The following is a 12,925-nucleotide window of genomic DNA, read 5'->3' on the forward strand; positions in this document are numbered from 1 at the left end:
GCTTATGTATTGACAAGACTTAAGGGCGCGTTTGATCGTCTGAGGACACGGGGGAGTAGCATAATGCGCGCCTACTATGCGGCGGATCGCGATAAATTTGTCGGCGATACGGACGACCATATTCTGGGCGAGCTGGCGCGCGGTCATAATTTCGCGCTGGAGCCTGCGCAACGCGACGCGTGGCGCCAACAGATCAATATTCTGCGCGGTGCGTTGAAGGATCAGGGCGGCTATACGTTATATTTTGAATTTTCTATTCCGCGCATGGGCAAACGCGCCGATGCGGTGCTGCTCATTGGCGATTGCCTGTTCGTGGTGGAATTCAAGGTCGGCAGCGCCGTCTTCGACCGCAGCGCCATCGATCAGGTTGAAGACTACGCCCTTGATCTGAAAAACTTCCATCAGGGCAGCCATGATTTGCCGATCGTGCCGATTTTGGTGGCGACGCAAGCCGCGGCCTCGCGCGACATTCAGCTTGAACTGGCGCTCGATCAGGTTGCGGCCCCTCTCTGCGTGGCGGTAACCGATCTCGGTGCGGTTATTCGCCTGATTGCGTCGCGTCATCGGACGGTGCTCGACGCCAAAGCCTGGGCGGCCAGTGGGTATCGGCCAACCCCTACAATCGTGGAGGCGGCCCGTGCCCTCTATGCCCGTCACGATGTGAAGGACATTGCACGGTCGGATGCGGACGCCATTAATCTGGGACGGACGCAGGACTTCATTGGCCAGGTCATAGACGGATCGAAGGCGAGGGGAAGGAAATCCGTTTGTTTTATCACCGGCGTGCCTGGTGCAGGCAAGACTCTGGCCGGTCTCAACATCGCCACCCAACGCAGCAACGCCCATGCCGACGAACATGCCGTCTTCCTGTCCGGGAACGGTCCCCTGGTCGATGTTCTGCGCGAAGCCCTTACGCGCGACCAGGCCGTCCGAACTAACCAGCCGAAAGCCCATGTCCAGCGTAAGGTGCGCACCTTTATTCAGAACATTCACGTCTTTCGCGATGAATATGTCAGCACCATCGACGCGCCCGTCGAACATGTGGTTGTCTTCGACGAAGCCCAACGTGCGTGGACCAAGGTGCAAGCGTCGAAATTCATGCAGCAAAAGCGCAGTGTCGCCGATTTCAATATGTCCGAGCCGGAATTTCTGCTCAGCGTCATGGATCGTCACACCGATTGGTGCACGGTGATTTGCCTGATCGGTGGTGGCCAGGAAATCAACACCGGCGAGGCTGGGCTTTCGGAATGGATGGCGGCGATCCGTGACCGCTTCCCCCACTGGGAGGTTTACGCCTCGGCGCAGATCGTTCAGCCCGACTACGACCTGAACCACGACGCCCGCGCCTTTATAGCCAAAGATCAGGTTACGCTGAGCGAAGACCTGCATCTGGGCGTCTCCATGCGATCGTTCCGCGCGGAGACCTTGTCCGATTTCATTTCTCATCTGCTCAATGGCGATGCCGTGGCCGCCCACGCCGCCCATGCCAAGCTCGACAAGTATCCTATATACCTGACGCGCGATCTCAATCAGGCCCGACACTGGTTGCGAAATAGGGCGCGCGGGTCCGAACGGTATGGTCTTATCGCCTCGTCCGGCGCTCTGCGGCTGAGGCCGGAAGGGGTGCATATCAAGGCGGCCATCGATCCGGCCAACTGGTTTCTCAATGATCGCTCCGATGTGCGCGCCTCGTTCTATCTGGAGGAGGTCGCCAGCGAATTCGACGTTCAGGGGCTGGAATTAGACTGGACCGGTGTGTGCTGGGACGCCGACCTGCGTTACGCCGATGGCGGCTGGCACGCCTACGCGTTCAAAGGGACGAAATGGCAGTCGGTTAATGACCGGTTTCGCCGGCTGTATCTGAAAAACGCTTACCGCGTCATTCTGACCCGCGCGCGTCAGGGCATGATCCTGTTCGTGCCGCACGGCGACGATGCAGACCCGACCCGGCCACGCCGTTTCTATGACGATACCTATCGCTTCCTTCAGGCGTGCGGGCTTGGCCCACTTATCCCAAATAGTTGATTATGGGGGTAAAAACACCAGTGATAGAATGGTCATCTGGGGTGGGCCTTGAACAGGAGTCCTGCCATGTTCTTTATGAAAGACGCCGCTCAACAGGCGCTTGATATCAATATCGGTCGCGTCCTTGAGATGCTCCGATCGGGTGTTCTTAGCCGTGACGCGGCGCGCGACGGGCTGCTGCGCTTTTTTGAAGGCGCCATCCGCCATGATGCCGGTGACCTTAATGCCTATCTGACGCGCATTCTGGAGCGGGTCGATACCGGCAGTCTGGATGTCAAGGACGCGCGCACCAAGCTGGTAAAGGCGGCGCTGGCGTCCGAAAAGAACGACCTGCGCTGCACTGACATTCTACACCGCATGGTGGAAGAGGTTTAAGCGTTTACCGCCCAAAATTGTCCGCGTTCATTTTTTTGTTCGAAAAATGGCGTGCAAACGACATAACGCGGGTGTGTGATTCAAATGACTCACGGTCAAAAAATGGCGGTAAAAATCCTGTGTATAAAGAGAATCGTTGACTCTCGACTCTTGCCCCCGATTCGCAAATCACCTTACCCCCTTACACTGAGTTTTCTAAACTGAGTTGTTAAGCTTAACGAATCTTAAGGGATTTCCTGTTTAGCATGAAGGTTAACGGCGTAGGCATGTGGCCTTCGCATCCTCGTTACCCACAAGCCGGGAGGGGCTTTTATGCGCGTACTACTGATTGAAGACGATAGCGCGACAGCGCAAAGCATCGAGTTGATGCTTAAGTCGGAAGGCTTTAACGTCTATACGACCGACCTCGGTGAAGAAGGCGTCGACCTGGGCAAGATCTATGATTACGATCTTATCCTGCTTGACCTGTCCCTGCCTGACATGTCGGGCTTGGAAGTCCTGCGCCAGCTGCGCGTCGGAAAAGTTAACACCCCGGTCATGATCCTGTCGGGTACGTCCGAAATCGACACCAAGGTCAAGACGCTCGGCGGTGGTGCCGACGACTATATGACCAAGCCTTTCCACAAGGACGAACTGATCGCCCGTATTCACGCGGTCGTCCGTCGGTCCAAGGGCCACGCCCAATCCGTCATCCGCACCGGCGACATCGTGGTTAACCTGGATGCCAAGACGGTCGAAGTGTCCGGCAACCGTGTTCACCTGACCGGCAAGGAATACGAAATGCTTGAGCTGTTGTCCCTGCGCAAGGGTACGACGCTTACCAAGGAAATGTTCCTCAACCACCTGTACGGCGGTATGGATGAGCCCGAACTGAAGATCATCGACGTGTTTATCTGCAAGCTACGTAAGAAGCTGGCTGTCGCCGCCGATGGCAATCACTACATCGAAACCGTGTGGGGCCGTGGCTATGTGCTGCGCGATCCGCATGAACAAGGGTCGATTGTCGCCGCTTAATCGCGACACCGAATGTATCAAGAAAGCCTGCCGACCTCTCTCGGCAGGCTTTTTTATTGTCCAATGCCGATGTGAATGTATGCGAACATTGTTCTTTCATTCACCTAATTCGTAAATTCTAGAATAAACAATCCGTAGTAGTGTCGGTAAACGGCCGGTTTGTAAGGCCGTTTCAGCTACTGGGGGCATGTATATGACGACGGCGTTTCGGATTTATAACGTTCTTTTCCTGGGCGTACACAATACGGCCAGATCCATTCTGGCGGAGGCGCTGCTTAATCGTCTGGGGGCCGGGCGTTTCGAAGCGCGATCTGCAGGTTTTGACCCTTCGCCGGTCATCAGTCCTTACGCCCTGGCCCTGCTGGAAAAGATCAATTACAAGGCCGACCGCCTGGCGACCAAATCGATGATGGCCGTGATGGGCGCCAATGATCCCGGCTACGATTTCATCATTCGCCTGTCCCCGGATCGCCGCGCCAACACCCTGGGCCGCGCGCCACAGTTTTTCGGTAAGCCTGTCTTCGTGGACTGGCATTTGCCGGACCCGTGCGACGTCATGGGGTCTTCCGGCGCAATCGCCGCCGCCTATTCCGATCTTTTCAACCACCTGGCAGCCCGTGTCGACGCCTTTGCCAACCTACCCGCAAGCGTATTGGAAGGCTGTGACATACAGGCGCGCCTGGAACATATGGGCGGTGAGTCTCTGCGCTTCGCGGCCTGATGGCCGTGCGGCGTCAATGAAAACCATACCGGTTTTTTGCAAAATCAGCCAACCTCGCCTTTATGTTTCCATAGTTTTGTAATAGTAGAACCCCGTCGATAATCAGTCGCTTACAAAGGCCCGAATATGATCAGTGATGACGCGGTGGTTAATCTGTTTGCTCTGGCGCACCCCGGTCGTCTCGCTGTTTTTCGCACCATTGTGAAGGCCGGGCCTGACGGCATGGCTGCCGGCAAGATTGCGTCGGCCAATGGTATTCCGGCCAATACGGCTTCCACCCATCTGTCTATCCTGACAGGTGCCGGCTTGCTCAGCGCCTATCGCGACGGCCGCTCGATTATTTATCGCGTCAACTTCTCGCACTATGCCGACCTGATGGGCTTCCTACTGGAAGACTGCACCGAAAATAACGCCGAGGCGGCGACCGCGCTTCATGAGTATTTCAAGGGTCATCCGGCAAGCGTGGCGCCTGTGCGTGCTGCGAAGGCCTAATGCCCGTTACCATATATCACAGGCCGCAATGTTCAACATCGCGGGCTGCGCTTGAATTGATCCGCAGCCGCGGCATCGAGCCAACCGTTGTTTTGTACGCCACGACGGGCTGGACACACACGCAGCTCATATCCCTGTTCGACGCCATGAAGGTCAGACCGCGTGACATGCTGCGTGTCAAGGGTACGCCAGCACAAGATCTGGGACTGACCGACATTACTGTCGGCGATGCGCGCATCCTGGCCGCAATGGTAGAACAGCCGATCCTAGTTGAACGCCCGATCGTGACAAGTTCAAAAGGGGCCGTCTTGGCGCGCCCCGTAGAGCGGCTGCTGGATATCTTATAGGCGTCGTCAGCTTAAAAGAAGATGACTAGACATAAATCGGCCTCGACCATGCCGTTTTTAAGACAAATTCAGGTTAAATTTATATAATCCAGATTAGATTCTTATTTTTTGACTAACATCAACACCTGCCGCCTTATCTAATTAGACACTTTTTGGCCGTTGCGTGTCATTATTGTCATCCATCTCGGATCGCACAGCTTTCCCCCTGTGCTCTTACTAAAGAAGGATGCTTATTATGAAGAAATTATCTTATAAGATCACGGGTGTTATAGCCGCCATCGCTGCTGCCACGGCTCTCAGTGCCGCCGCTCAGGACACCCAGGCTACTATGCCTCAGGACACAACGCCGCAAACGGCACCTGCCGCGCCGGCGACGACACCTGGTACGGCACCCCAGGCAACCGCGCCGACCGCAGCGGCACCCGTCGCCAGCACGGCGGCGGATGGTAATGCCGCCAAGGATTTCATGAAGGAAGCCTTCATGGCCAATGAATTCACGATCGCTGCATCGCAGCTCGCCGCCAGCCAGGGCGCCAGCGCCGAAGTCAAGGCGGCTGCCAAGACGGTACTGGACAACGGAATGAAGACGCGTGAAAGCATGATCGCCGCTATCCAGGGGTCGACATCGGATATGCACTTCGACCAGGGCTACACGCCGGAATATACCCAGAAACTGGGTGAACTCAAAGTCGCCAAGGGCGCCGATTTCGACACCAAATATGTCGCTGCCCAGGGTGAGGTGAACGATAAGGCGGAGACGGTATTCAAGGCCTATGCCGCGTCCGGTACGGACGAGTCGGTCAAGACCTTTGCCGCCAACACCCTGCCGATGCTGGATGCCAGCGGCAATGCGTTAGATCAGGTCTCGCAAGGTGGTCAATAGGCCTCTCTAGAGCGTGTCCCGGTCTGGATGAACCAGACCGGGACACGCTCTATTTCCTTGCTTTTACGCGCTTTTTTTCCGAAAAGTGCATCACACTTTTCGGAAAGCGCTTGCCCGAACCGGTCAGGTTCAGCCCTCCACCTGACTGCGGGTGAAAAAATCCCCTGGGAGTGATCCTGGGGGATTTTTTATGGAATTTACCGGTTGACCATTGCCAGGCTGGCCGCGGCATAGCGATCTCCGGCAAATCCGGTCTGAGCAATGACGTCTTCGATATCTTTCAGGTCGGTGGCCGTGAGATCAACCTCCGCCGACGCGATATTCTCCTGGAGCCTGTCGAGGTGCCGCGTGCCGGGAATGGGAACGATCCATGGCTTTTGTGCCAAAAGCCATGCCAATGCCAACTGGGCGGGTGTAACGCCCTTGGATTTGGCAAGTGCCTTAAGGGCATCGACGGCCCGGACATTTTGTGCTTTGGCATCACCGGTGAAGCGTGGGTTTTGAGCGCGGAAGTCGTTGTTCGCCAGTTCGCCCAAGGTGCCGGTCAGGAAGCCGCGGCCGAGCGGTGAATAGGGGACGAAGCCGATGCCCAGCTCTTCCAGGGTGGGCAGGATGTCTGCTTCTGGATCGCGCGTCCACAACGAATACTCGCTTTGCAAGGCCGTGACCTTTTGCACGGCGTGTGCCTTGCGGATCGTAACGGCGGACGCTTCGGATAGGCCGAAATGCTTGACCTTACCCGCCGTGATCAGGTCACCGACCGTGCCGGCGACATCTTCGATTGGGACCTCGGGATCGACGCGATGCTGATACAACAGATCGATCTCATCGATCTTCAGCCGCTTCAAGGACGCATCGACCACCTCACGGATATGGTCCGGGCGGGAATTGACCCCGGTCAGATGGCCGGGTTCCCCGAGCTTAAAGCCGAACTTGGTGGCTATGACCACCTGGTTGCGCACCGGCTTCAGGGCTTCGCCGACCAGTTCTTCATTGGTGAAGGGGCCATAGACTTCGGCGGTATCGAAGAAGGTGACGCCCAAATCCACGGCATCGCGCAGCAGTTTCAGGCATTGATCGCGGTCGGAAGGACCATAGGCCCAGCTCATGCCCATACAGCCAAGGCCGAGAGCGGAGACTTCGAGGCCAGACTGGCCGAGTGTACGTTTTTTCATGCGGAGGAGCCTTTCGCGGGTCGCCACCTATGTATGCTGCGAAGGTGGCGCGCAAAAGGGGCAGGTTTTCACATTCCGCGTGATATGACCCCGTAATATGGGCCGGGCGGCACGGTAAGTTGGCAGAGTGTCCCTGGAAAAATGACAAAACCCGCCAGCGTTAGCCGGCGGGTTAAGATTTTTGAGCGGGCAGAGCGCCTCAGGCGGTCTTGCGGATCGGCGCTTGAGCGCTGGCCGCATTTTTGATGTACAGACCTCGCATGCCGGGCATGGGCTTGAAGACATCCGTGATGCCAAGAACGGTTTCAGCAGCGCCCAGGAACAGGCAGCCATCATCGGCCAGCAGGTTGGCCATTTGCTCCAGCACGCGTTTCTTGGTTTCCAGGTCGAAGTAGATCAGCACATTACGGCAGTAGATGACGTCCTGCTTGCCGACCATGCGCAGGTCGTCGAGCAGGTTCATTTTCTTGTAGCGGACGGACGAGCGAATCTTTGGCGAAATACGCCACATTTCGTCGACCTTTTCGAAATGCTTGACCATCATGGTGATCGGCAGGCCGCGTTGCACTTCGAACTGAGTGTAGAGCCCAGCCTGTGCCTTTTCCAGACAGCGATCGGAAATGTCTGTGGCCAGGATGTCTAGCTTGATGCGCGGGAAAAGCATCTGCATCTCGTCCATCAGCATGACGAGGGAGTAGGGCTCCTGACCGGTCGAGCAGGCGGCGCACCACACCTTGATGTCGCCCGAAATGCGCGTCTTCGCCAGTGCGGGCAGGATGTCGCTCTTGAACTGGTCGAACGGCACCTTGTCGCGAAAGAAGAAGGTTTCGTTGGTGGTCATGGCGTCGGTAACGGCGACCATCAACTTTTCGTCACGCTTGGTGCGCAAGGCGGTCAGCAGGGCCGCCACATTAGCGAAACCTTCGCGGCGGGCGACAGGCGCCAGTCTCGATTCGATGAGATAGGTCTTGTCGGAGCCCAGGATCAGGCCCGAGCGGGTTTTGAGCGTGGCGGCAAGGTGTTCGATGTCTTCAGGTGTCATTGGTTTGGACGCTCCCCGCGCGCAAAAGCTTTACAGGCCGCGGACAGCCCTTCAATAGGTTTAATAAGTTCGGCCAGGCCGGCTTCGGCGACCGCGCCGGGCATACCCCACACGACGCTGGAGGCTTCGTCCTGGACCAGTACGGAGCCGTTGACGGCCACGAGCGCCGCCGCGCCGTCTCGGCCGTCATGGCCCATGCCCGTCAGCACCACCGCCAGGGCGTGGTTGCCGTAGATGTCGGCGGCAGATTTAAATAGGGGATCGACTGCCGGACGGCACCAATTGACCTGCGGCCCCTGGTCGAGCTTGATCTGCTTGACGATCGGGTCGTTCTTGATGGTCATGTGCCAGTCGCCGGGGGCGATGTAGATGTTGCGGCTTTCGATAAGCATGCCATCCTTGGCTTCCTGCACCTTTTGCGGCAGCGCCTTGTCGAGGTGCTCGGCCAGAATGGTGGTGAAGGTGGCGGGCATGTGCTGCACGATCAGCACGGGAATCTTCCAATCGGGTCCAAGCGCCATGAGGAAATTGCGCAGGGCCGGCGGGCCGCCCGTGGAGGCGCCGACAACAAGGCAGTCGATGCGCTTCGGTCCTGTGCCACCTGGGCGCAGGGTCGGTGCGGTTGGGGCATTGACCGGCTTGGACATGGGCCTGAAGCCGGACGCTGTGGCCGGCGCGGGGGATGAGGTGCGAGCTGTGGCGGCGGGGCGTGCCAGGGTCGACGGCGGTGGGACGCTGGTTGGCGAGGGGGGAACGGGCCATTGCCGAGTCCGGCCGCACAGGGCGCGAATCTTGGTCAGGAGTTCGGTGCGGAAACCGTCGGCGCCGCCTATCCGTGTTGAATCCGGCTTCGGGATGTAGTCAGCCGCGCCGAGTTCGAGCGCGCGCAGGGTGACATTGGCGCCCCGCGTTGTCAGGGTTGACGCCATCAGCACCTTGAGGCCCGGCTTGGCCGCCAGCAGTCTCGGGAGGGCTTCGAGGCCGCCCATATTGGGCATTTCAATGTCGAGTATAAGAACGTCCGGTTGAATTTCACGGACTTTTTCGATGCCCTTGGCGCCGTCAATCGCCAGTCCGGCCAGAACCATATCCGGTTCCTGCTCAAGCCAACGTGAAATCAACCCCCGCACGACCGCCGAATCGTCGACGATCATGATCTTCAGGGGCCGCAGGGACGCGGCGGTGGGGAGGTTCAATGACATAAAAAAACAGCCGAAAAAGGGAATACGCGATACGTTTTGTTGTGCGTCTCTCGGCCGGGAAAGTCAGAGTACGAGATAGGACTCCCCGGAAAGCACAATCGTTTACAGCAGGCCGACTTCCGAGAACTTGGCTTCAAGGATCTCGCCGTCGAACGGCTTCATGATGTATTCCGATGCGCCCTCGGTCAGGGCTTCGGTGATGTGCGCCAGATCGTTTTCGGTGGTGCAGAAAATGACGACCGGCGCCTTGCCGCCCTCTTCCTTACGCAACTGACGCAAGAAGGAAATGCCGTCCATGACGGGCATGTTCCAATCAAGCAATACAGCCGACGGCATTTTGTCTTTACAGGCTTTCAGCGCTTCCAGGCCATCATTGGCTTCGGTCACTTCGAACGACAGGTTCTCGAGGATGCGTCGGGCTACTTTTCGAATAACGCGGCTATCATCAACGACGAGACAGGTTTTCATACTGAAATTCCTATATTGGAGAAAAGGTTATGCGGCTTTGAGGTGCGCCGCATCCAATAGTGTGTGTGGATCCAACACTATCAGAAGTTCCTTTTCCAATTGATAAACGCCGACGATTATTTCTGCCCAGCGGGGCGGTAAATTTCCCGGCGCGGCATGGAATTTCTCATCGTCCAGCTTCAGAACTTCATCGACTGAATCGATGACCAGGCCGTAGCTGTCGCCATGTACTTCCAGACCTATCGCAAGGGGTTCGGGCGAGCCTTCCGGGCGCGGCGGCAGGCCAAGGCGGCGGCGCGCGCAAACAGCGGTCACGATGCGGCCGCGCAGGTTGAGCACGCCGGCGATTTCGGATCGCGACAGGGGAACGGGCGTCAGGCCGCGCGGATGGAAGACATCGTGGACGCGGGCGGCGTCGACGCCGAACAATTGGCCGCCGACTCGCAGGGTTACATAATCACGCAGGCTCATGCGACGGCCTTCTCTTGAGTTTGAGTGGCTGGGCGACGCTGGTGTTCAGCCAGGCCGCGCAGGTGGTAATGGTCAACATCGAGGATTTCGCAGGCGCGGCCAGCGATGATCGCGGTGCCGCGAACACCCGGACGGTCCGGCGACAGTTCTATGGTCATGCGGTCTTCGACCACATCGACGATTTCGTCGACGGCCAGACCCATGGCGTAGCCTTCGCCGGTAAAGACCAGGAGCGGCTGGATGTGTACGTCCTGCGCGTTCGACAACAGCAGACCGGAATAGTCGCCGTTGACGGTCAGGATCGGCATGAGTTTGCCGCGGTATTGCAGGGCCGCGCGTCCTTCCATGACTTCGATCTGCGACGATTCGACATGTTCCAGGCGCGTGATATGTTCCAGTTCGACCGCCTTGGGCGCGCCGTTGCCGGCTTTGAAGAGCAGCATGGCCACCTTTTCGGAAGCCGCCTGGTCGACGGTTTCCTCCGCGTCGGTCGCTTCTTTTTCTTCAAGCATGTTGCCGGCGCGTTCGCTCATGGCGTTCGGGTCAAGGATGAGTACGACCGAGCCGTCACCCAGAATGGTGGCGCCGGAGAAGACATCGACATCGCGCAGGATGGAGGCCAGCGGCTTGACGACAATTTCCTCAGTGTCGAGCACGTCATTGACGACAAGGCCGTAGCGGCGTTCCCCGACCTGGATAACCATGACGAAGGTGGCATCTTCATCCTTGGCAGTTTCGAGCAGGAGCGTCGGGCCGAGTTGGACCAGCGGGAGCAGCTTGTTGCGCAGACGCAGGACGAGCGCGTCATTGATCTTTTCGATACGATGTTCGGCATTGGCGCCGGTACGCACCAGTTCCATTACGGCCGTCTGCGGGACGGCGAACTTCTGGCCGCCGGCGCCGACGATCAGCGCGGACACAATGGCGAGGGTGAGCGGAATCTTGATCGTGAAAGTCGTGCCTTGACCCGGTACCGAGTTGAGATCGATCTGACCGCCGATCTGTTCGATATTGGTCCGCACCACGTCCATGCCGACGCCGCGGCCAGACAGGTTGGTAACCTTGGCCGCCGTGGAGAAGCCCGGCGCGAAGATGTAGCGGTGAATCTGCTGGTCGCTCAGGCTCTCGACTTCGGTCCGTGATGCCAGGCCCTTTTCGATGATCTTTTCGCGGATGCGGGCGGTATTCAGGCCGCGACCGTTGTCGGCGATGCGGATAACGATATAGCCGCCTTCGTGGAAGGCTGAGAGCTTGACCGTGCCGTTAGCCGGTTTGCCGAGCTGGATGCGTTCTTCGGTCGATTCCAGGCCATGGTCGGCCGAGTTGCGCACCATGTGGGTGAGCGGGTCGCGGATAAGCTCAAGTACTTGGCGGTCGAGTTCGGTGCCTTCGCCATCCATGACGAGGTCGATCTTCTTGCCCAGTTCATAGGACAAGTCACGCACCAGACGGGGCAGCTTCTTCCAAGCCGCGCCAATCGGCTGCATGCGGGTCTTCATCACGCTGTCCTGCAATTCCCCGGTCAGGGTGGACAGGCGCTGAAGCGGGGTTGCAAAGGCGGAATCTTCACGATTTCGGCTGATCTGGAGGAGCTGGTTGCGGGTAAGCACCATCTCGGAGACCAATGTCATCAGGCCTTCGAGCACGTCGACCGATACGCGGATGGACTGGGTGGTGGTGATGCCCTGGCCGTCCTCGCCGCCAAGTCCGGCCAAGGGTTCAGGTGCAGCCGCCGGGGCTTTTACCGCCGCCGCCTTTTCCGTCACCGGAGCCGCCGCGATGGGGGCGGGCGCTTCGATAGCCGCTGGGGCGGGTTCGTCGTTCATCCAGTCCGGCGCTTCGGCGGCTGCGAACGCCGCTTCCAGATCGGCTTCGGACACTTCGCCGGGACGCAGGACGCGACCGGTACCCGGATCGACTTCACCGGTTTGAAGGCCGGTGGCAGGGATGGAGGTGTCGACGGCAGCGGCTGACGGCGTGGGTATGTTGATTTCAGCTGGGTCAATTTCCGACCCGATCGGGCGAGCGGGGACTTCCATCGTCTGAACCGCGCTGAGGTCCACTTCCTGACCTTCAGCCATGGCTTCAAGCTGGAGGATCAGATCGTGATCGTCGCCGTCGGGTTCGTTGCCGGTGGCTTCCAGGCTGGCCAGGATTACCTTGATACGGTCGATCGAGTGCAGGACGAGGGTCACGGCCAGCGGCGTGACTTCCAGTTTGCCATCGCGGAAGCGGCCCAGCAGGGTTTCACCGGCGTGCGCTACGGCTTCGAGGCGCGACAGGCCAAGGAAGCCACAGGTGCCCTTCACCGTATGGACGAGGCGGAAAATATTATCGAGCGTCTTCCGTTCGGTCGGATTGGCTTCGAATTTGACCAGTTCGCTATCGACAACTTCAAGGCTCTCGGCGGTCTCGGTCAGGAATTCAGCAATTAAGTCGTCCACAGCTTACCCCGTTGTACTTTGCGGCCATGCCCAGCGTCGTTTTGACGGATTTCGAGCAGACCCTATCGGAGGTGATACTGAACAGCTTTGGTTAAGGGGCCGTTGCCAAAAGCTTACCAAAATCTGAATTTTCACGAATTTTCGTGAGATAGTTGTTTTTGTGGACTATTTAATCTCAACTTTGTGTCGTCTGCGACCATCTGGCGTAGAGCGCATACGTAAAACGGGCGCCGTCATGCGGCGCCCGTCTCAATATTTGTCTCAAT

Annotated in this window: 13 protein-coding genes; 7 read left to right on the forward strand and 6 right to left on the reverse strand. The window is 58.2% G+C overall.

What is annotated here, in order from left to right:
* The first annotated feature begins 63 nt into the window (after positions 1-63).
* From AEAC466_RS25210 to AEAC466_RS43550, 7 genes are all read left to right on the forward strand, one after another.
* Entirely contained in the window at positions 64-2,025 is a 1,962-nt protein-coding gene (locus AEAC466_RS25210) for a DUF2075 domain-containing protein (protein ID WP_023456489.1), read from the forward strand.
* A 66-nt stretch (positions 2,026-2,091) separates the two neighbouring features.
* Positions 2,092-2,400: a hypothetical protein gene (locus AEAC466_RS25215; protein WP_023456490.1), complete on the forward strand. Its 309-nt coding sequence runs from the start codon at positions 2,092-2,094 to the stop codon at positions 2,398-2,400.
* Between the two features lie 312 nt (positions 2,401-2,712).
* Positions 2,713-3,414, forward strand: a complete 702-nt coding sequence (gene ctrA, locus AEAC466_RS25220; protein WP_023456491.1) for a response regulator transcription factor CtrA — start codon at positions 2,713-2,715, stop codon at positions 3,412-3,414.
* A gap of 193 nt (positions 3,415-3,607) precedes the next feature.
* A complete protein-coding gene (locus AEAC466_RS25225) occupies positions 3,608-4,135 on the forward strand; it encodes an arsenate reductase/protein-tyrosine-phosphatase family protein (RefSeq protein ID WP_031238088.1) in 528 nt (175 codons plus the stop codon).
* A gap of 126 nt (positions 4,136-4,261) precedes the next feature.
* Positions 4,262-4,627: an ArsR/SmtB family transcription factor gene (locus AEAC466_RS25230; protein WP_023456493.1), complete on the forward strand. Its 366-nt coding sequence runs from the start codon at positions 4,262-4,264 to the stop codon at positions 4,625-4,627.
* Positions 4,627-4,974 (forward strand): arsenate reductase (glutaredoxin), encoded by a 348-nt coding sequence (gene arsC, locus AEAC466_RS25235; RefSeq protein ID WP_023456494.1) that lies wholly within the window; start codon positions 4,627-4,629, stop codon positions 4,972-4,974. Before AEAC466_RS25230 ends, arsC begins: the two co-directional genes overlap by 1 nt.
* Positions 4,975-5,209: 235 nt before the next feature.
* Positions 5,210-5,857, forward strand: coding sequence for a DUF4142 domain-containing protein (locus tag AEAC466_RS43550; RefSeq protein ID WP_162148916.1), 648 nt, complete (start codon positions 5,210-5,212; stop codon positions 5,855-5,857).
* Between the two features lie 197 nt (positions 5,858-6,054).
* Here AEAC466_RS43550 and AEAC466_RS25240 read toward each other — a convergent pair whose 3' ends face one another.
* The 6 genes from AEAC466_RS25240 to AEAC466_RS25265 form a co-directional block, all read right to left on the reverse strand.
* A complete protein-coding gene (locus AEAC466_RS25240) occupies positions 6,055-7,032 on the reverse strand; it encodes an aldo/keto reductase (protein WP_023456496.1) in 978 nt (325 codons plus the stop codon).
* Between the two features lie 199 nt (positions 7,033-7,231).
* Positions 7,232-8,074 (reverse strand): CheR family methyltransferase, encoded by an 843-nt coding sequence (locus AEAC466_RS25245; protein ID WP_023456497.1) that lies wholly within the window; start codon positions 8,072-8,074, stop codon positions 7,232-7,234.
* Positions 8,071-9,276 (reverse strand): protein-glutamate methylesterase/protein-glutamine glutaminase, encoded by a 1,206-nt coding sequence (locus AEAC466_RS25250; RefSeq protein WP_023456498.1) that lies wholly within the window; start codon positions 9,274-9,276, stop codon positions 8,071-8,073. Before AEAC466_RS25250 ends, AEAC466_RS25245 begins: the two co-directional genes overlap by 4 nt.
* A 102-nt stretch (positions 9,277-9,378) precedes the next feature.
* Complete coding sequence (locus AEAC466_RS25255; protein ID WP_023456499.1) at positions 9,379-9,744, reverse strand: response regulator; 366 nt, start codon at positions 9,742-9,744, stop codon at positions 9,379-9,381.
* 27 nt (positions 9,745-9,771) lie between these two features.
* Positions 9,772-10,215, reverse strand: a complete 444-nt coding sequence (locus AEAC466_RS25260) for a chemotaxis protein CheW (RefSeq protein WP_023456500.1) — start codon at positions 10,213-10,215, stop codon at positions 9,772-9,774.
* Positions 10,212-12,659 carry a chemotaxis protein CheA gene (locus tag AEAC466_RS25265; protein ID WP_023456501.1) on the reverse strand — a complete coding sequence of 816 codons (2,448 nt, stop codon included), beginning with the start codon at positions 12,657-12,659 and terminating at the stop codon, positions 10,212-10,214. The genes AEAC466_RS25260 and AEAC466_RS25265 overlap by 4 nt, the downstream gene beginning before the upstream one ends.
* Between the last annotated feature and the right edge of the window lie 266 nt (positions 12,660-12,925).

The organism is Asticcacaulis sp. AC466, from assembly GCF_000495815.1.
Taxonomy (GTDB): Bacteria; Pseudomonadota; Alphaproteobacteria; order Caulobacterales; family Caulobacteraceae; genus Asticcacaulis.